Origin of the sequence: Micromonospora sp. NPDC047707 (genome assembly GCF_040704235.1) — a bacterium.
GTDB lineage: Bacteria > Actinomycetota > Actinomycetes > Mycobacteriales > Micromonosporaceae > Micromonospora.
In genome coordinates this window covers 23,417-41,521 of the sequence record NZ_JBEYSU010000027.1, presented here as the reverse complement: position 1 = coordinate 41,521, position 18,105 = coordinate 23,417, and the positions used below count along the sequence as shown (strand labels likewise).

Annotated in this window: 14 protein-coding genes and 1 pseudogene; 7 read left to right on the top strand and 8 right to left on the bottom strand. The window is 74.6% G+C overall.

The genetic code is table 11. The features are described 5' to 3' along the window. Positions 1 to 78: 78 nt before the first annotated feature. Positions 79 to 759 (top strand): DUF4272 domain-containing protein, encoded by a 681-nt coding sequence (locus AB0873_RS23935; protein ID WP_366602263.1) that lies wholly within the window; start codon positions 79 to 81, stop codon positions 757 to 759. 7 nt (positions 760 to 766) lie between these two features. Here the strand turns inward: AB0873_RS23935 and AB0873_RS23930 are convergent, their stop codons facing one another. Further along, a complete protein-coding gene (locus tag AB0873_RS23930) occupies positions 767 to 1,771 on the bottom strand; it encodes a putative RNA methyltransferase (protein WP_366602262.1) in 1,005 nt (334 codons plus the stop codon). A 133-nt stretch (positions 1,772 to 1,904) separates the two neighbouring features. On the opposite strand from AB0873_RS23930, the gene AB0873_RS23925 reads away from it, so the two are divergent. Then, positions 1,905 to 2,984 (top strand): adenosine deaminase, encoded by a 1,080-nt coding sequence (locus AB0873_RS23925; RefSeq protein WP_366602261.1) that lies wholly within the window; start codon positions 1,905 to 1,907, stop codon positions 2,982 to 2,984. Positions 2,985 to 2,999: 15 nt separating this feature from the next. Here the strand turns inward: AB0873_RS23925 and AB0873_RS23920 are convergent, their stop codons facing one another. Then, positions 3,000 to 3,605 (bottom strand): ATP-binding protein, encoded by a 606-nt coding sequence (locus tag AB0873_RS23920; RefSeq protein ID WP_366602260.1) that lies wholly within the window; start codon positions 3,603 to 3,605, stop codon positions 3,000 to 3,002. Between the two features lie 193 nt (positions 3,606 to 3,798). Between AB0873_RS23920 and AB0873_RS23915 the strand changes: the two genes are divergently transcribed. The 4 genes from AB0873_RS23915 (at position 3,799) to AB0873_RS23900 (ending at position 8,828) form a co-directional block, all read left to right on the top strand. Next, positions 3,799 to 7,365: a nitrate- and nitrite sensing domain-containing protein gene (locus tag AB0873_RS23915; RefSeq protein ID WP_366602259.1), complete on the top strand. Its 3,567-nt coding sequence runs from the start codon at positions 3,799 to 3,801 to the stop codon at positions 7,363 to 7,365. Continuing rightward, on the top strand, positions 7,362 to 7,766 hold the full coding sequence (locus tag AB0873_RS23910) for a roadblock/LC7 domain-containing protein (RefSeq protein WP_155328939.1): 405 nt from the start codon (positions 7,362 to 7,364) through the stop codon (positions 7,764 to 7,766). The genes AB0873_RS23915 and AB0873_RS23910 overlap by 4 nt, the downstream gene beginning before the upstream one ends. A gap of 92 nt (positions 7,767 to 7,858) precedes the next feature. Then, complete coding sequence (locus AB0873_RS23905) at positions 7,859 to 8,236, top strand: DUF742 domain-containing protein (RefSeq protein WP_155328938.1); 378 nt, start codon at positions 7,859 to 7,861, stop codon at positions 8,234 to 8,236. Between the two features lies 1 nt (position 8,237). Beyond that, on the top strand, positions 8,238 to 8,828 hold the full coding sequence (locus AB0873_RS23900) for an ATP/GTP-binding protein (RefSeq protein ID WP_155328937.1): 591 nt from the start codon (positions 8,238 to 8,240) through the stop codon (positions 8,826 to 8,828). Positions 8,829 to 9,135: 307 nt separating this feature from the next. Here AB0873_RS23900 and AB0873_RS23895 read toward each other — a convergent pair whose 3' ends face one another. Together AB0873_RS23895 and AB0873_RS23890 are read right to left on the bottom strand one after the other, a co-directional pair. Beyond that, positions 9,136 to 11,463: a transposase gene (locus AB0873_RS23895; protein ID WP_366602257.1), complete on the bottom strand. Its 2,328-nt coding sequence runs from the start codon at positions 11,461 to 11,463 to the stop codon at positions 9,136 to 9,138. 40 nt (positions 11,464 to 11,503) lie between these two features. Further along, positions 11,504 to 12,448 carry a DNA primase gene (locus tag AB0873_RS23890; RefSeq protein ID WP_366602255.1) on the bottom strand — a complete coding sequence of 315 codons (945 nt, stop codon included), beginning with the start codon at positions 12,446 to 12,448 and terminating at the stop codon, positions 11,504 to 11,506. A 115-nt stretch (positions 12,449 to 12,563) separates the two neighbouring features. On the opposite strand from AB0873_RS23890, the gene AB0873_RS23885 reads away from it, so the two are divergent. Next, a complete protein-coding gene (locus tag AB0873_RS23885; RefSeq protein WP_155328934.1) occupies positions 12,564 to 12,905 on the top strand; it encodes a helix-turn-helix transcriptional regulator in 342 nt (113 codons plus the stop codon). Positions 12,906 to 12,927: 22 nt separating this feature from the next. On the opposite strand, the gene AB0873_RS23880 is transcribed toward AB0873_RS23885, so the two are convergent. The 4 genes and pseudogenes from AB0873_RS23880 to AB0873_RS23865 form a co-directional block, all read right to left on the bottom strand. Then, positions 12,928 to 13,584, bottom strand: a complete 657-nt coding sequence (locus AB0873_RS23880; RefSeq protein ID WP_366602254.1) for a permease prefix domain 1-containing protein — start codon at positions 13,582 to 13,584, stop codon at positions 12,928 to 12,930. Between the two features lie 82 nt (positions 13,585 to 13,666). Then, positions 13,667 to 15,415, bottom strand: a pseudogene (gene cydC, locus AB0873_RS23875) (thiol reductant ABC exporter subunit CydC); the annotation flags it as partial. A 2-nt stretch (positions 15,416 to 15,417) separates the two neighbouring features. Further along, positions 15,418 to 17,094 carry a thiol reductant ABC exporter subunit CydD gene (cydD, locus tag AB0873_RS23870; RefSeq protein WP_366602252.1) on the bottom strand — a complete coding sequence of 559 codons (1,677 nt, stop codon included), beginning with the start codon at positions 17,092 to 17,094 and terminating at the stop codon, positions 15,418 to 15,420. After that, on the bottom strand, positions 17,091 to 18,098 hold the full coding sequence (locus AB0873_RS23865) for a cytochrome d ubiquinol oxidase subunit II (RefSeq protein ID WP_366602250.1): 1,008 nt from the start codon (positions 18,096 to 18,098) through the stop codon (positions 17,091 to 17,093). Before AB0873_RS23865 ends, cydD begins: the two co-directional genes overlap by 4 nt. Between the last annotated feature and the right edge of the window lie 7 nt (positions 18,099 to 18,105).

Below are 18,105 nucleotides of genomic sequence, written 5' to 3'. Positions count from 1 at the left end.
GGACGGTGGGGCTATCCTCCCAGGCCAGGGGGGACGACCCGGCGTCGAGCCGGCACGAGCAGACGAGGATGATCCGTCGTGGCCGTACCTGCCCCCGATCCCCGCGCGGTACGTGAGGCGAGCCTGGACGAGCTGGCCCGGCTGGGCCTGCCACTGCCGCCGTCGCAGTTCCCTCTCGTGTGGGAGCCCGGGGACGAGATCGAGCTGCGCCCGACCGACGAGATCGAGGCGCGGATCGCGGTGCTGCACCTCATCCTGACCCGTTGCTTCGGCATGCCGCCCCAGGCGGCGATGAGCTGGCTGCTCACCTCGCACCTGATGGAGATGGTCACGCCGCCGGAGTGGCAGTTCGTCACCGGCGGCAAGGGCGACCACCGCTCATTCGTGCTGCACCACGACGCGCTGTTCGCACTGGCCTGGGTGCTCGGCCTGACCAAGCAGCTGGATCCCACGCTGCCGGTGGACGAGCGGCTGGTGGAGCGGATGCCGAACATCGCCGCCGGTGAGACGTTCGGGCGCTGGCGGACCCGGATCCTCGCCGCGCCGCAGCATCCCGCCGACGCGGCGGCCCTGCTCGACCTCCACTACTGCCTGGACTGGGCGTACCTGGAGGTGGAGCAGGCCGGTCGGGTGCCGCCCGGGCTGGTCGACGCGAACGCGATCGGGCAGCGCCGGTGGGCGCTGGAGTGGGCGGTGATCCTGCGCGGGCCGTACCACGACGAGCCCCCGGGCTGGGAAGAGGTGGATCTGTCCACCTGACCGGAGCTCAGCGCGGCCGGTGGAGGCCGAGCCGCACGGACACGGTCACCGGTACCGGTTCGGGCAGTGCGGTGATCCGGGCGGCGAGCCCGGCCGGGTCGGTGTGCCAGGCGCTGGGGCCCATGCCGACCAGCGTGGCCACCTCGGTGCGGGTCAGCGTCAACCGGGCCCGGTGCGCGGTGCCGGACTCCTCGACGAAGTGCCCGCCGAGGCTCTCGGCGACCCGTTCCGCCTTGGCCGGGTCCACCCGGAGCAGGTCGAGCGGGTCGACCAGTTCGGCGAGGTGGTCGGCGGCCGGGGTGACCACCAGCAGCGCGCCGGCCGGGTCGAGGACCCGGTGGAACTCGGCGCCGTTGCGCGGCGCGAACACATTCAGCAGCACGGCGGTGGACGCGTCGGCCAGCGGCAGCCGTTGCCAGGTGTCGGCCAGGGCTGCCGCCGCGCGGTCGTGGGCGCGCGCCGCGCGGCGCAGCGCCGGCTTCGACACGTCGAGCGCCAGGCCGACGGCGTCCGGCAACGCCGCCAGCGCCGCGGCGAGGTACCGGCCGGTCCCCGCCCCGGCGTCCACCAGCAGGGGGTACGACGTCGAGCCGGACCCGGGTGCCGCGCCGGGTCGGGATGCCGCGTCCGGCCCCTTTGCTCTGCTTACCCCCACGCAACGGCTTTCGGCAGAAACCGGTGCGTCGGTTGAAGCAGAGCAAAGGGGTTGGGCGGGGGTGCCGTGGTGGGCAGCGCAATAACGGGCGACGGCTGCGGTGGCAGCGCCGGCCAGGGCGGCGGAGATGAGGTCGTAGTGGCCGGCGGCGAGGAAGTCGGCGCGGGCGGCGACCATCTCGGCGGTGTCCCCGGCGTGCGGCGCCCGGCCGGCGAGCAGGTTCACGTAGCCCTGTCGGGCCAGGTCGAAGCTGTGCCGGCGGGGACAGCGCAGCGCGCGGGCGGTGCCGGCGGTGACCTCCGTGAGCGGCTCGCCGCAGACCGGGCAGCGCAGCCGCTCCAGGATGCGGGGATCCACGTCAGGCGCCGGCCCGGCTCGGGTGGTGGGAGAGCCGGCTGCCGGACCGGCGTGGTACACCCATGGCACCGATCCTATCGCCGGCCAGGGCGTGGTCGGGCTGTGACGTCGACCCATGCCCTAGGGTCTGACCATGGTCGCGACTATCCGGTACGAGGACATCGTCAAGGTCCCGAAGGCGCTGCTGCACGACCACCTCGACGGTGGCCTGCGGCCGGCGACCATCGTCGAGCTGGCCGCCGAGGTGGGGCACGAACTGCCCACCACGGACCCGGAAGCGCTCGGCCGCTGGTTCGTCGACGCTGCCGACTCCGGTTCCCTGGAGCGGTACCTGGAGACGTTCGCCCACACCGTCGCGGTCATGCAGACCGCCTCGTCGCTGCGGCGGGTGGCCCGCGAGTGCGCGCTCGACCTGGCCGCCGACGGCGTGGTCTACGCGGAGGTCCGCTTCGCCCCCGAGCAGCACCTGGAGCGGAACCTCACGCTGGACGAGGTGGTGGAGGCCGTCGTCGCCGGCTTCGAGGAGGGGAGCGCCCTCGCCGCCCAGGCGGGTACGCCGATCCGCGTCGGCACCCTGCTCACCGCCATGCGGCACGCCGCGCGGTCGCAGGAGATCGCCGAACTGGCCGTGCGGCACCGGGACGCCGGCGTGGTGGGCTTCGACATCGCGGGAGCCGAGGCCGGGTTCCCGCCCACCCGGCACCTGGACGCGTTCGAATACCTCCAGCGGGAGAACTTCCACTTCACCATCCACGCCGGCGAGGCGTTCGGCCTGCCGTCGATCTGGCAGGCGATCCAGTGGTGCGGCGCCGACCGGCTCGGCCACGGCGTACGGATCGTGGACGACATCACCCCCGGCCCCGAGCCGGTGCTCGGCCGGCTGGCCGCGTACGTGCGGGACAAGCGGATCCCGCTGGAGCTGTGCCCGTCGTCGAACGTCCAGACCGGCGCCGCCGACTCGATCTCCGACCACCCGATCGGGCTCCTGCGGGACCTGCGCTTCCGGGTCACCGTCAACACCGACAACCGGCTGATGAGCGGCACCTGCATGTCGCGCGAGATGGCGCTGCTGGTGGACGCCTTCGGCTACGGCTGGCGCGAACTCCAGTGGTTCACGATCAACGCGATGAAGAGCGCCTTCATCCCGTTCGACCAGCGACTGCGGATCATCGACGAGGTGATCAAGCCGGCGTACGCGAAGCTGATCGGCTGACCGGCCGCGCGGCGGTCAGGAACGGTGCGGGTGGCCGGCGAGCAGTCCGGCCACCCGGCGCAGCACCTCGCCCGCGCGGGCGGCCTCCGCGCCGAGGCGGGTCTGCCGGCGCAGCACCGCCGGCTCGGCGCGGAGCAGGGCCACACCGCGCCGGACCAGGACCCTGGGTGCCTTGCGCTGCTCGGCGAGGTCGCGGCTGAGCCGGCGGACGAAGGTCGCGCCCCGCGGCCGGCGGAGGGCGTACGCGCCGGCGAGCACCCCGCGGCGGCGGCACTCCGCGACGATCTCGGCGGCGAAAATCCCTTCGGCGATGAAAAGTGGCGATCCGGCTAGATCGAATGGCCGTGTGGCCACCTTGCGGTCCTCCCCGATGGCATAGATCGGGACGTCCGCCCGACCCTCCCGGGCCAGCCGGACAATCGTCTCCACGGCTGCCCCGGCGTCCCACGAAGCGGGCGATTCCCAGTCGACCTGGCCGTTCAGGCGCGGCAACGTAGGGTCATCGCCGTTCTTGTAGAAGTCGTCCAGGCAGAGCACCGGCAGCCCAGTTCGTCGGGCTATGTACGACTTTCCGGAGCCGGAAGGGCCGGCGAGCAGGACAACGCGGTACGGGTGCTCCATTACCTTCAGTTACTCCGGCCAGACGGATTGCTATCAGATCGCAAGAACATCTCATCACACCCTCCGCGACGGCCAACCTGGGCTTTCCGTTTCCGAGACGGCGTGATGGAATCTCGGATGGTCCGACCCGCCGGGTCGGCCGCTGGGCGTTGCCCGAGGGTAACGCGGACGCTGCAAACGCGAGGGCGGTGACGTGAGCAAACGGCCAAAGACGGCAGGCTCTTTCCTGTCGCGTCTGCGCCGGCCGGCCGGTCGGCTCCGCGACATGCCGATCTGGTCCAAGCTCGGTCTCATCATGATCGTGCCGACCATCGCCACGGTCGTCGTGGGTACCAGTGGTCTGGTCGACCACCTGCAGACGCTCAACAACGCCAACCGGGCGGGTGACCTCACCAGCCTGGTCGGCCACTCGGGCGAGCTGGTCAACCGGCTGCAGGACGAGCGCAACAACGCCATCCGGCTCGTGGGCTCGCCGAGGAACGCCACTGACGGGTTCCGGAAGGCGTACGAGCAGGCGTCCGTCGGTGTCGAGGAGGCCAAGGGGCCGTACTCGCGGCAGCGCGCCGAGGTCGAGGACCTGCCGAACAGCTTCGAGAACGAGCTGCGCTTCATCGACCGCGCCCTGACCGACCTGCCCGGCATCCGGAGCCAGGTCCTCAACCGCAAGCTCGACACCGCCCAGACGCAGCAGCAGTACGACGACCTGATCGCCAACCTGCTCAACGTGCGGGACTCGGCGACGCAGCTCGCCGGGGACCTCGAGCTGAGCGACCAGATGCGCGCCGCCACCGCGCTCGCCCGGCACAAGGAGTTCCACTCGCAGGAACGCTACGTGGTGCACATCTCGCTGAACCAGCGCCAGCTCACGCCGAACCTGCGCGACATCTACATCTCCACGTTCACCGGTCAGCGCCAGTGGCTGGAGACCTTCAACACGGTCGCCGGCCGGCCCGCGCGGGAGCTCTACCAGCAGACCGTGGCGGGCGCCGACCTGCGCGAGGCCCAGGGCTACCGGAGCAACCTGAGGGGCCTCTCCAGCGCGCGTGACCTGAGCCAGGCCGGCTTCAACGCCAACGAGTGGGACGGCGCGATGGTGGCCGAGGCCGGCCTGATCCGGAAGGTCGAGGCGAGGATCGACGCCGACGCGGTCCGGCTCGCCGACGACATCCGGTCGGACGTGCAGCGCCAGGTGTTCCTGGAGACCGGCCTGCTGCTCAGCATGCTGCTGCTGGCCATCCTCTTTGCGTACCTGGTCGCCCGCTCGATGGCCCGGTCGCTGCGCGACCTGCGTCAGGGCGCCCTCTCCATCGCCCAGTACGGGCTGCCCCAGGCCGTCGCCCGGCTGCGTGACCCGCAGGTGACCGGCCAGCTCACCCCGGTACAGCTGGCCAACCAGATCGCCGAGCCGCTGCCGGTGCGCAGCAAGGACGAGTTCGGCCAGGTGACCGAGGCGTTCAACGCGGTCCACCTGGAAGCCGTCCGCACCGCCGCCGAGCAGGCCGCCCTGCGGGCGTCCGTCGCGACCATGTTCGTCAACCTGGCCCGCCGGTCGCAGATCCTGGTCGACCGGCTGATCGGTCACCTCGACCGGCTGGAGCGCGGCGAGGAGGACCCGGACCGGCTGGCCGAGCTGTTCCAGCTCGACCACCTGGCCACCCGGATGCGCCGCAACGACGAGAACCTGCTGGTGCTCGCCGGTGCCGACTCGACCCGTGTGCAGCGTGAGCCGGCCGCCCTGATCGACGTGCTCCGGGCCGCCCAGTCCGAGGTCGAGCACTACACGCGGATCGAGTTCGGGATCATCGACCGGGACATCGAGGTCGCGGCGCACGCCGTCAACGACCTGGTGCACCTCGTCGCCGAGCTGTTCGACAACGCCACGGCGTTCTCCCCGCCGGACTCGCAGGTCGTCGTCGAGGCCCGCCGGGTCGGCGACCGCGCTTCGCTCTACGTCGAGGACCGCGGCATCGGCATCAGCCCGGACCAGCTCCGCGAGCTGAACGACAAGCTCGCCACGCCGCCGCAGGTGGACGTGGCCGTTTCCCGGATGATGGGTCTGGTCGTGGTCGCCCGGCTGGCGTCCCGGCACGGCGTCAAGGTGGAGCTGCGGCCCGGTGCCGAGCGGGGGACCGTCGCGGACGTGACCCTGCCGACCGCGGTGCTGGTGCCCCGGGCACTGGCGGGCCGGATGCAGCCGCCGTCCGCGCTGCCGCCGGCCGCCACCGGCCCGGCCCCGACCTTCGGCGGCCCCGCCCCGGCCTTCGGTGCCCTGCCGGCGCTCGGCAACGGCCCGGCCGCGCCGGTGCCCGGCCCGCGCCCCGGCGAGTCCGGCAACCAGGTGACGCTCGGCGGCCGCCCGTTCGACCCGGCGCACCGCAACGGTGCCGGCACGCCCTCGGCCGCGGGCGCGGCCCGGGGAATGCCGGCCTGGTCGGACCTCACCGGCGCCACCCCGGTCGTCAACGGGGCCAACGGCGGTGACGCGTTCGCCCCGCGCACCACCAACGGCCAGCCGATCGACCCGCTGCCGCAGCGCCGCACCCAGGCGGACCCGGGCACCACCGGGCAGCAGCCGGCGATCCCGCGGCAACTGCCCAGTAGCCCGGAGACCCGCCCGTACTCGGCGCCGCCGGTCCCGCCGGTGTCGGCCCCGCCGATTCCGTACTCCGCGCCGCCCGTCTCCAGCCCGCCGACCTCGGGCATGCCGATCTCCGCCTCCCCGGTGTCGGCCTCGCCGGTCTCCGGGCAGCCGATCTCGGCCGCCCCGGCGTCCGGTCAGCCGTACCCCACGCCGCTGCCCCAGCGTCCGGTCTCGTCGACGCCGGCCCCGAGCGCCTCCGCCCCGCCGGCCTGGCCGCCGGTGCCGGGTGCGACCCGCGACGCCGCGACCCCGGCGGTGCCGGAGCGGCTCGCCGCGGCGCTGGACATGACCACCGAGCTGCCCCGGGTGGCGCGCCCGGCAGCCGAACCGTCGGCGAACCCGACGCCGCAGCAGTCCGCGCCGGTGCCGCCGCAGGCCGGTCCCGCCGTCACGCCGTCGGCCCCGGTCACCCGACCGGCTCCGGCCACGCCGCCCGCCGTGGCGCGGCCGACCACGCCGCAGCCGGCCCAGAACCGGCAGCGGTACGCGGACGAGACGATGGAGCTGCCGATCTTCCGGGAGCTGGAGTCGGCCTGGTTCCGTACCCGTCGTCCGGGCCCGGAGGAGGCCGCCAAGGCGGCCGTGCCGAACGGCGGCGCCACGACCCAGCAGTTCGCCAGGGTCGAGGCACCGCCGCAGCAGACACGACCCGCAACGACAGGTAACGCACCGATGGCAGAGACCCCGACGTCCGGCGGCGCTCCGCGCCAGAACGGCTCGACGGCGAACGGGAACCGCACTCCCGCCGAGGGGCTGCCGCAGCGGCCTACGCCGCCGACCAGCGGCGGCTGGCAGACCGCCGCCGACGACGGTTGGCGGGCCGCCTCGGCGGCCAGCGAGGTGCAGGTGGGGTCGACCACCCCCACCGGGCTTCCGAAGCGCACGCCGATGGCGCAACTCGTGCCCGGCGCGGTGGAGAAGCCCACGACGTCGGTGCAGCGGCGCACTCCCGAATCGGTCCGTGGCCTGCTGTCGGCCTACCACCGCGGTGTCCAGCGTGGGCGGAGCAACCCCTCCGACGGCAACTCGACCACCCCGGGGGAGACTCCGGGTGGGCAGTCCTCGCAGTCTGGCTCTGGCCCGGTGGCCGGGAGCGGGCAGAAGGAGCAAGAAGGATGACAACTACGCAGGATCTCGGTTGGCTGCTCGCCAACTTCGCCGACCGGGTGCCCGGAGTCGCGCACGCGGTCGCCGTGTCGGCGGACGGCCTGCTCCTCGCGGCCTCGCGGGACCTTCCGCGGGACCGGGCCGACCAGCTGGCCGCTATCTCCTCCGGCCTGGTCAGCCTCACCCAGGGTGCGGCCCGCTGCTTCGAGGGCGGTGCCGTTCTCCAGACGGTGGTCGAGATGGACAACGGCTTCCTGTTCCTGATGTCCATCTCGGACGGCTCGTCGTTCGCCGTGCTCGCCGCCCGCAGCTGCGACGTCGGCCAGGTGGGCTACGAGATGGCCCTGCTGGTCGACCGGGTGGGCGACGCGTTGACCCCGCAGCCGCGTGCGGCCGCGGGCATGCTGGGCTGACGTTCCGCTGACCGTGCGGTCGGCGGGGCAACGACAACGAGGGGTTCGACCGGCGCCAGCCGGTCCGGGGTACGAAGGAGGTGAGCGGGGACATGGCCGATCGTGACGAACCGACCGGCGCGTTGGTCCGTCCATACGCCGTGACCCGTGGTCGTACCCGCCCTCGACTCGACATCGCAATGGAAGCGCTCGTCGAGACGACGGTGCGCGGCCGGGCCGCTGCCAACGGCAACGGCGGTCATGGCCGCGAGCACCAGTACATCGCCGCGCTGTGTGACGGACGCGTGCAGTCGCTAGCCGAGATCGCGGCGCGGATGCAGCTACCGCTCGGTGTGGCCCGGGTGCTCATCGCCGACATGGCGACGGATGGCCTGGTCGCGGTCCACGAGCCGACCATTCTGGACGACTCGGACGACGCGGTGGGCACTGAACTGCTGGAGAGGGTGCTGAGTGGACTTCGCAGGCTCTGACATGTCGCGCCCGCCGACCGCGAGCGGGCGCGTGACGTCGGCGAAGATCGTTATCGCCGGTGGATTCGGCGTCGGTAAGACGACGCTGGTCGGCTCGGTCTCGGAGATCACGCCGTTGACCACGGAGGCGATCATGACCTCCGCGAGCGTGGGCGTCGACGACAACCGGCAGGTGCCGGGGAAGACGACGACCACGGTGGCCATGGACTTCGGCCGTATCACGATCGACCGTGACCTGATCCTGTACCTGTTCGGTACGCCCGGTCAGACCCGGTTCTGGTTCATGTGGGACGAGTTGGTCCGCGGTGCCATCGGCGCGGTCGTGCTGGTCGACACCCGCCGGCTCGCCGACTGCTTCGCGGCGATCGACTTCTTCGAGCACCGGCGGCTGCCGTACCTGGTGGCGATCAACTGCTTCGACGGCATGCAGTACCACGACCCGCAGGACGTCCGGGACGCGCTGGCCATCTCCAGCGACGTGCCGGTGGTGGCGTGCGACGCCCGGAACCGGGAGTCGACCAAGCACGTGCTGATCTCGCTGGTCGAGTACGTGCTCACCATGCGCCGGTCGCGGGCCGTCGCCCGGGCCTGACGTTCGCCCGTCCGCGCCCGGTGGTGGCTTCGGCCGCCACCGGGCGCGACGTGCTGTCCGGGTACGGCCGGCGCGGCCGACCGGACCGGGTGGCCGGCGGCACGGCGCCGAACGCTGACCGTCCCGCACGCGGCTGCTCACGTCCACCAGGGCGCGACCACGCGTGCTCCAGGCCTCGCGTGCGGCCTTGTGGACACCCGACGCGGCCCCGGCTCTGCCCGGCACACTCGGCCCCCGGTCAGGCCCGTGGACACACGACGAGGCCCCCGGGCTCTGCCCGGGGGCCTGCTGCGTCGTCAGTGTCCGGTCAGGACCGGTAGCCGGCGGACCGGTACTCGTACTCCCGGTCGTCGTCGCGGTCGCCGGTGTCGCGGCTGAAGTCCCAGCCGCCGGCGGCCTCCCGGCCCGGGCGCCCGCCCACCGCGAAGCCGCCGATCTCCTGCCCGCGACGCCAGCCGCGGAAGTAGCCGGTGGTGTTCTCGGCGAGGCTGGCGGCGTCGCGCACGATCCGCAGTGGACGCTCGTCGCGCAGCGGCGAGCCGGGGACGAGGTTCGCCTGCGGCACCCGCTTCGGCAGGCCGGCGGTGGTCTCGGAGCCGATCGCGGGCTTGGCGGCCTGCTCCGCCGCCTGCCAGCCGCTGTCGTCCAGTGAGGACCAGTTGAACTCGGTCGACTCACCGTGACCCACGAACCACGCCGACTTCGCCTGGGCGAAGATCAGCAGGTCACCGTCGCCGTCGTCGGACACCGGCGGGGGCCGGTGCTCCACCGGGGGCGCCGGCCGGTGCTCCACCGCCGGCGTACGCGGAGCGGGCCGTCCGTTGCGGGGCTCGTCGCGGTCGACGAGCCGCAGCGGCGGCGTCTCCAGGCCCGGGTCGGTCGCCGGGCCCTGCCCGTTGCGCAGGGCCCGGTCGGCCAGCGGCGGCGGCTCGACCAGGCGCAGCATCGGCGGTTCCTGGGGGAGGTCGTCGGCGAGCCAGGGCGGGGTGACCCGACGCTCCTTGCCCGGGTCGGTGGGGGCGTCGACGCCGCGCCCGCCGTACGAGCCGACCACCGGGTTCCGCGCCGAACTGTCGCCCGGGTCCTGCGGGTTGTTGACCAGCGGCCAGTTGGCCCGGGAGCCCGGGGTGGCCGGTTCCTGGCCGGGACGCGGCGTGGGCACCGGCACGCTGAGGTCGGTGGCGCTGAAGCCGCCGGCCGGGGCGGGCGGCTCGGTCGTGGTCTTCGGCCGGGGCGGGATGACCGTGCGCTGCCGCTCGGCGCGCGCGTTCTGGATCGCCGCCGTGGTCAGCGTCGGCCGGAACGGTTCGCCGGCCTCGGCCGGAGGCACCGAACCCCGCTGCGTCGGGGCGATGGGCGTGATGCCGGGAGGCGGGGGCGGCGGCGCCGAGATCGGCCGGTTCGTCGGGCCGTCGATACGGCTGGGCGACGCCTCGGGGCGGGCGGGCGGTGCGGAGACCGGCGGGCCCGCGAACGCGGCGGGGGCGACCGGTGCCGGAGCCACCGGCGGCGGCGCCACCGGTGCCGGCGCGACGGGGGGCGGACCGAGCGGCCGGGGAGACGGGGGCGGGGTCGCGCCGGGGACCGGTTCCGGGCGGGCCCGGCGGGCGCCGGTGGCCGGGCGGGCGGGCTCGGCCGGGCGCACCGCGCGCAGCATGGCGCCGCTGGCGGCCGGGGTCAGCTCGCCGACCGACTCGCCACGGCGGGCGGCGGCGCGACGGCCGGGCGCCGGAGGGCCCACCCGGTCGTCGAGCGCGCCGACCAGCGCGTCGCACCCGAGGTCACACGCGCGTACGGAGGCGACGGCCTGCCGGACCGTCTCGGCCACCGCGGCGGTGAGGGCCCGGTTGACCGTCGCCCGGCGGGGCGACTCGGAGATGGCGACCCGCAGGGCGGTCACCGCCGCCTCGATCTGGTCGGTGTCGGCGACACCGTCGGCGGCGAGGTCCGCCGCGACGCGGTCGGCCGTGTCGTCCCGGCTGCGGCCGACGCCGGTCAGTAGCCCCGGCTCGGGAAGGGCGTCCAGGACCGCGAGTGCGACCGGCTCGGCCGGGTCGGGGTACGCGCGCAGCGCAGCCGGGTACAGCTCGCGCAGCACCTCCCGCAGGGCCACCGCCGCGGAGTGCCGGCCGTTGGCGAGCGCGGCGTGCGCCGCGAGCACCTGCTTGTAGCCGGCGAGGTCCCGGGGGGCGGGCAGGGTGACGGCGGAGAGCGCTCCGGCCTGGAGGGCACGGGCCAGGCCGACGGCCCGCCGCTCCGCCGGGGGCGACTGCATCTCCTCCAGGGAGTCGTCGTCGGCGAACCGCTCGGCGAAGTCGTCCACCGAGTCGTCGTCGGCGATGGCGAGGGGTCGGCCTGCCGCGCTGAGCAGCGAGGTGACCGTGTGGTCGTCGCTGTCGGCGGCGATCGCCGCACCGCTCGGCCCGCCCGACCGCTCCACGAGCAGCGTGACCAGCCGGGCGTAGCCGGCGGGGTCGTCGCTGATCTCGCAGACATGCAGCAGACGGCCTGCGTCATCGACCACAGCGGACGTCAGCGTCGAACCGGCTGAAGCCGGTCGGTCGGCCGGATCCGCCGAGGCCAAACCGCAGTACACGCGCACGAGCGCCACGGCGTCGTCCTCCTCCCGGGACACAAGGTCTTCTCTGCCAGAGACTGATGCTCCCTGGTACGGGTCAGTCGCGCCAGTCCACGACAGCAGAGATCTTGCCGACAATGGTGCGCCAACCCAAACTTGCGGTTTGTGCCCCGATTTTCTTCAACCGACGTCGGCCGAGGAATCCGCCGATCCCCCCGTTGACAGAGGCCCGCAGTGCCTCGTCCAGATCGTCGAGGCTGGACCCGGCGGAGAGCATGTCCAGCACGGCCGGTAGCCGCAGCGCGTACGAGATGTCACGAGCGATCTCGCCGGCTTCGATGAGCAGCGTGGGATCCCAGGCGTCGTGCCCGCCGCGCAGGTTCTCCACCACCAGGTCGAGCTCGTAGATGTCCTCGTCGAGCGGGGCGATGTCGGCCGGTTCCACCCGTTCGGACAGTTCATTCCAGCTGTCCAGTTGAGACAGGTCGTTGGGCGCACCGGACCGGACGAAGCTGACCAGCGACTCCGGGGTCTTGAAGAGCAGCAGCCGGCCCTTGTGGCTGAGGAAGACCGGCACCTCCTCGTCGGCCGCCTCCTCCTCGGCCGCCTCGGCCTCGGCCTCGGCCTCGTCCTCCGTCTCACCCTTGCCGCCGCGGCGGGCCTCCCGGGCCTCATCCTCGTCGCTCTCGGCGAACTCCTGGGCGACCTTCTCGTCGAGGATGACGACGCTCTCGTCGTCCTCGTCCTCTTCCGTCACCACCTGACGGCGGGCGAGGAAGGGGTCGTCCTGGTCCCGCTCCTCGACGTCGGTCGGGGTCAGCTCCCGGGCCGGCCGGTACGCCCGAAGGGTGTAGCCGGTGCCGGCGGGCAGGGCGATCTCGACCGGGTCGATCCGCAGTTCCTCCCAGAGTGCGCGGGCGGCCTCGGCGGACTCGGTTGCGGTGCCGGACTCGGCCGGGCCGTCGAGATCGGGCTCGTCGGCGTCGGACCGTTGAGGCGACTGGCGGGCCACGCTGACCTCCGTGTGCTTCGGGCTGCCCACCCGCCGGGCTCCTCCGGCGAGTGACTACGCGCACATACCCTAGTGGGCGACCCGGGCGTCCCGGTGTCCGCACCCCGGTGGCGGTCCGGCCGGACGACAAGTAGCGTTGCTACGTATGAAGGCCCAGGCGCTGCACGGACACCTCGACGCACTGCTCCTGGCGGTGCTCGAACAGGGACCACTGCACGGCTACGCCATCATCGAGGCGCTCCGCAGCCGCAGCGACGGCCACCTCGATCTGCCGACCGGCACTATCTATCCCGCGCTGCGCCGGCTGGAGCGGGCCGGCCACGTCGCGAGCACCTGGAGCACCGTCAACGGCCGGGAGCGGCGGACGTACCAGTTGACCGACGCGGGCCGCCGGGCGCTGGCCGGTGAGCGGTCCGGCTGGCGCGAGTTCAGCTCCACCGTCGGCCGGTTCCTCGACGCGGACGCGCCACCCACCACACCCGCCTGAGGAGCGCCCCTCCCGGCGGCGGTCAGCGGACGGCGTGCACCCAGCCCCGGGCGGCGCGACCCAGCCAGAGGAAGCCGGCCGCCACCAGCACCGCACCGATGATCATCGGCGGCCAGGTGAGCGCGCCGTCCCAGAGACCGACCGACCAGCCGAAGAGGGCAGCGCCGGCGAGCCCGCCGAGGGCGAGCAGACCGGTCAGGCCGGCGCCGACCAGCCGGTCGACGACGGGACTGCGCCGGCGTGCGCCGGCCACCAGGACGCCCAGCCCGCCGAGCACCGCGGCGGTGAACCAGAGCCAGTCCATCGACGCCGACAGCAGCAGGTAGCCCGCCGGAGGCCGGGGGCCGTCGCTCCAGCTCGCGCCGCGCCAGGTGAGGTCACCGGCGGCGATGCCGGCGGCGGCCACCGCGAGTACCCGCCAGGCCAGGCCGCGCAGCGCGCCGACGGCCAGCTCGGCCTGGTACGCCGGGGCGAGCTGCGCCGGCGTGCCGAACTCGGCCACCGCCCGGCGGCGGGCCTCCGCCGCCGGCAGCCCGTCCTCCCGGTACGCCTCGACGGCGTCCAGCAGCCCGTGCCGCGCCTCGGTCAGCAGATCGGCCTTCAGCCTGCTCGGCCCACGCAGCCGCTCCTCCAGCGCCCGCAGCCGCTCCTCAACAAGCACGTCGTCGCCGCCCCGCATGCCACCACCCTGCCACGACCGGCCGCCCCGTGCCGTCCGGGACATCCCTGGGCCGACCCGGATCCGACGTGTGCGGGGACGGTCAGGGAAGGGGGCCGAGGGCGAGGTAGCCGCGCTCGGCGGCCTCCTGGAGGAGCCACTGGTCCCGGTACCAGCCGGGCAGCGCGACCAGGTCGGCGTGCCGGCCGCGCTGCGCCACCCGGCCGGAGTCCAGCACCAGGATCTCGTCGAACCCGTCGAGTCCGCGCAGGCGGTGGCTGATCAGCAGCACGGAGTGCCCCGCCGGGGTGGCGGCCAGGACGGAGTCGAGCACCGCGTCCGCCGCCGTCGGGTCGAGCCCCTCGGTCGGCTCGTCGAGCACCAGCACCGGGGGCGCGGCGAGCAGCGCCCGTGCCAGGGCCAGGCGCTGCCGCTGGCCGCCGGAGAGCTGGCCGCCCTCCTCGCCCACCACGGTGTCCCAACCGTCCGGCTGGGCGCGTACCCAGTCCAGGAGGCCGGCCGTGGCGGTGGCCGCGGCCAGGTCGTCCTCGCTCGCGCCGGGCCGCCCCAGCAGCAGGTTCTCCCGGACGGTGGCGTGGAAGACGTACGCCTCGGCGAGCAGACCCCCGACGAGCCGGGGCAGCGCCTCGGCGGGGTACGCCGACAGGTCGCGCCCGTCCAGATCGACCCGACCCGAGGTGGGCCGCACCGAGCCGGTCAGGACGGCGGCGAGGGTGCTCTTGCCCGCGCCGCTGGGCCCGACGACGGCGACCCGCCGACCGGGCGGCAGGTGCAGGTGGAAGTCGTGCAGGGCGGGTGCGGCCTCGGCGCGGTACCGGACGGTCACGTCCTCGAACCGGACGTCGGGGGCGGCGGCCGGGGTGGGTGTGGTCGGTGTCGGGGCCGGAGACGCCACGTCCTCGCTCTCGTCGAGCAGGGCGGCGACGCGGCTCAGGCCGGCTCGCAGACCGGTCCATTGGCGCGCCGCGCCGACCAGGGCGAGCGCGATCTCGACGGCGGCGAGCGTGCCGACGGCCAGCACACCGACCAGCACGCCGTCCACTCCGGCCGCCAGCGCCACCAGCACGACCGCGCCGGCGGTCAGCCCGGCCACCAGCACACCCGCCGCGTCGACGGCGAACCCGGTCGCGGCCAGCCGCCGTTCGAGCCGGGCCAGCCGCCGGGCCCGGTCCGCGGCCGCCCCCAGCGCCTGCCCGGTGGCGCCGAAGGCGGCGAGGTCGGCGGCGCCGTGGGTCAGGTCGACCGCGTCGGCGGCCAGGGCACCGCGCAGCGGCGCCAGCTCGGCGGCGGCGTGCCGGGTGAGCGCGGTGGCCAGGGCCGGCAACGCGACACCGGCGAGCAGCAGGCCGGCCGCGAGCGCCCCGGCGGCGGCCGGGGAGACGAGGGCCGCCGCACCGACGGCGACCACGCCCACCAGGCCCGCGGCGGCGGCCGGTACGAGGACCCGCAGCAGCAGGTCCTGCACGGCGTCGACGTCGGAGACCAGCCGGCTCAGGGTGTCGCCGGAGCGCTGCCCGGCGCTGTTCCGGCGGGCGGCCAGGGCGGCGAACACCCGGGCGCGGACGTCGGTGACCAGCCGTAGCACCGCGTCGTGCCCGGCCAGGCGTTCGGTGTAGCGGAGCACGCCGCGCCCGATGGCCAGTGCCCGGACGGCGACGATGGCGACGGTCAGGCGGTCCAGCGGTGGCCGCTCGGCGGCGGACATCAGCAGCCACGTCGCCGTGGCCATCAGGGCCAGGGCGGCGAACTCGGTGGCGGCGGCGAGCAGGCCCGCGCCGACCAGCCGGTAGAGGTACGGGCGGGCCAGGCGCAGTACGGTGCGCTCCGGCGCGTTCACGGTGTCACCTTCGCGGCCGGGGCCGGGGTGAGCTCGGTGACCCGCCCGTCGGCGATCCGCAGGATGCGGTCGGCGTCGGCGAGCAGCGCCGGGCGGTGCGCGACCAGCAGCGCCGTCCGGCCGGAGATCAGGGCGCGGGTGGCGTCGAGTACGGCTGCCTCGCTGGCCGAGTCGAGTCGTGCGGTGGGCTCGTCGAGCAGCACCACGGGTGCGTCCCGCAGGAACGCGCGGGCCAGTGCCACCCGCTGCCGCTGGCCGCTGGAGAGGCCGTGCCCGCGCTCGCCGAGCATGGTGGCCAGACCGTCGGGCAGTGCGGCGACGACGTCGTCCAGCGCGGCGTCGCGGACCGCGCCGGCCAGTGCGGCGTCCGGGACGTCGGAGGAGCCGAGCCGGATGTTGTCGGCCAGCGAGGCGGCGAAGAGGTGGGCCCGCTGCGGCACCCAGGCCAGGTGCCGGCGCCAGGCGTCCAGGTCGGCGCCGGCCAGGTCCGTTCCGCCGACGGTGACCCGGCCGGCGGTCGGCGTCACGAAGCCGAGCAGGAGGCCCAGCAGGGTGCTCTTGCCGGCGCCGCTCGGCCCGACGACGGCGATCCGCTCGCCGGGCCGGATGGTCAGCGTGACGTCGCGCAGGGCGATGGTGCGGTCGTACGCGACGGTCACCCCCTCGAACCGGATCTCACCGCGCCCGTCCGGCACGGCCGCGCCCGCCCGGGGCCCGCCGGCCGGCGCGCCCTCGGCGAGCGTGAGCGCCTCGTCCAGTGCGGTGAGCCCTTCCATGCTGGCGTGGAAGCGGCTGCCGGCGGCCCGTAGCGGCAGGTACGCCTCCGGGGTGAGCAGCAGCACCAGCAGCGCGGTCTGGAGGGTGAGCCCACCACCGAGCAGCCGGATGCCCACCGGCACCGCGACCAGCGCCACCGAGAGAGTGGCGACGAGTTCCAGGACCAGCGCGGAGAGGAACGCGATGCGCAGGGTCTTCATGGTCGCCGTGCGGTGCCCGTCGGCCATCCGGCGGACCACCTCGGTCTGCGCCCGCGCCCGCCCGAAGGCCCGCAGCGTGGGAAGCCCGGCCACCATGTCCAGGAAGTGGCCGCCGAGCAGGGAGAGTCGCCGCCACTGCCGCTCGGTCGCCGCCTGGGCCTGCCAGCCGAGCAGGGCGCCGAAGATCGGGATGAGCGGCAGCGTGACCGCGATGATGAGAGCGGAACTCCAGTCGGCGAGGAAGATCCGGGCGAGCACCGCCACCGGCACCGTCACGCTCAGGACGAGTTGGGGCAGGTAACCGGTGAAGTAGGCGTCCAGCGCATCCAGGCCGCGGCCGGTGAGCGTGGCGAGCTGGCCGGCGCGCTGCCCGGCCACCCAGGTAGGGCCGTGCCGCCCGACCGCGTCGAGCAGGTCGACCCGCAGCTCGGCCTTGACCGTCGCCGCGGCCCGTGCCGAGACCGTGCCCTGCGCCCAGACCAGCAGTGACCGGGCGGCGACTGCCGCGACGAACCCGGCCAGCGCCGGCCGGTCCAAACGTCCCTCGAAGGCGGTGGCGAGCAGCGCCGCGAGCGCGGTCGCCTGCGCCACCACCAGACCCGCGGCGAGCACGCCGAGCAGTGCGAGCACGGCGAGGTCGCGCCGGGCCGCGGGGACCCGGCGCAGCAGACGCGGGTCGAAGGGACGGCGGTTCACCAGTACACCGGTGCCCTGCCGTCGGTCCGTCCCCGGAACACCCACCAGCACATCGCCTGAAAGCCTAGTAGGGCCGGCAGGAGCGGCACCGTCAGCCAGCCCAGCAGGCGCAGGGTGGGCCCGCTGGCCGCCGCGTCGGTCACGGTCAGCGACGCGCCGGGATCGACGGTGGAGACCAGCGCGTACGGCCAGAGCGTCGCCCCGACCAGCGCCACCGGCACCGCGAGGGCCGTGGCGGTGGCGGCGAACGCCACCCCGGGCCGCCGCCGGGCGAGCGCGAGCCGGGCGGTCAGCAGGGCCGCGACCAGCAGCGCCAGCAGGAGTACGCCCACCGCCGGCTGGTGCGCGGCGGCGCGTACCCGGTCCGAGAGCAGGCCCACGACGGCGGCGGTGCCGACGGCGGCGAGGGCCACCGGGACCAGCCCGCGGGCCAGCCGGGCCAGCGGCTCGGCGTCGGTGGCCGGCAGGCGGAGGGTGAGGAAGGTCGCGCCGTGCACCGCGACCAGGGCGACCACCGCGAGCCCGACGGCGGCCACGAACGGGGTGAAGAGGTGGGTCACCCCGGCGACGTGGCCGTCGGCGTGCAGCGGTACGCCCTGAAGCAGCCCCGCGAGCACGGCGCCCCAGCCCAGCGCGGCGAGCAGGCTGCCGACGAGCACCACCCGGTCCCAGGTTGCGCGGGCGCGGTCACCGGCCGGACGGCTGCGCAACTGCACTCCGGCGGTCACCAGGATCACGCCGGCCAGCGCCCCGACCACGGCCGGGTAGAGGCCGGCGAGCAGTTCTCCCTCCAGCAGCGGGAACGCGCCGAACAGGATGCCGACGGCCGCGACCAGCCAGACCTCGTTGCCGAGGAAGAACGGGCCGACGGCGTTGAGGGCGGCGCGCCGGCTTGCCGGCCCGGTGCGCCGGGCGAGCAGCAGCCCGACTCCGTAGTCGTAGCCACCGAGCACGAGGTAGGCGGCGAAGAAGGCACCGAGCAGCGCGTACCAGGCGAGTTCCACGGTCGTC

Coding starts and splice junctions, on each gene's coding strand:
- AB0873_RS23905 (WP_155328938.1), top strand. CDS start 7,859: ATGGCCGATCGTGACGAACCGACCGGCGCGTTGGTCCGTCCATACGCC.
- AB0873_RS23885 (WP_155328934.1), top strand. CDS start 12,564: ATGAAGGCCCAGGCGCTGCACGGACACCTCGACGCACTGCTCCTGGCG.
- AB0873_RS23880 (WP_366602254.1), bottom strand. CDS start 13,584: ATGCGGGGCGGCGACGACGTGCTTGTTGAGGAGCGGCTGCGGGCGCTG.
- AB0873_RS23920 (WP_366602260.1), bottom strand. CDS start 3,605: ATGGAGCACCCGTACCGCGTTGTCCTGCTCGCCGGCCCTTCCGGCTCC.
- AB0873_RS23910 (WP_155328939.1), top strand. CDS start 7,362: ATGACAACTACGCAGGATCTCGGTTGGCTGCTCGCCAACTTCGCCGAC.
- AB0873_RS23925 (WP_366602261.1), top strand. CDS start 1,905: ATGGTCGCGACTATCCGGTACGAGGACATCGTCAAGGTCCCGAAGGCG.
- AB0873_RS23900 (WP_155328937.1), top strand. CDS start 8,238: ATGTCGCGCCCGCCGACCGCGAGCGGGCGCGTGACGTCGGCGAAGATC.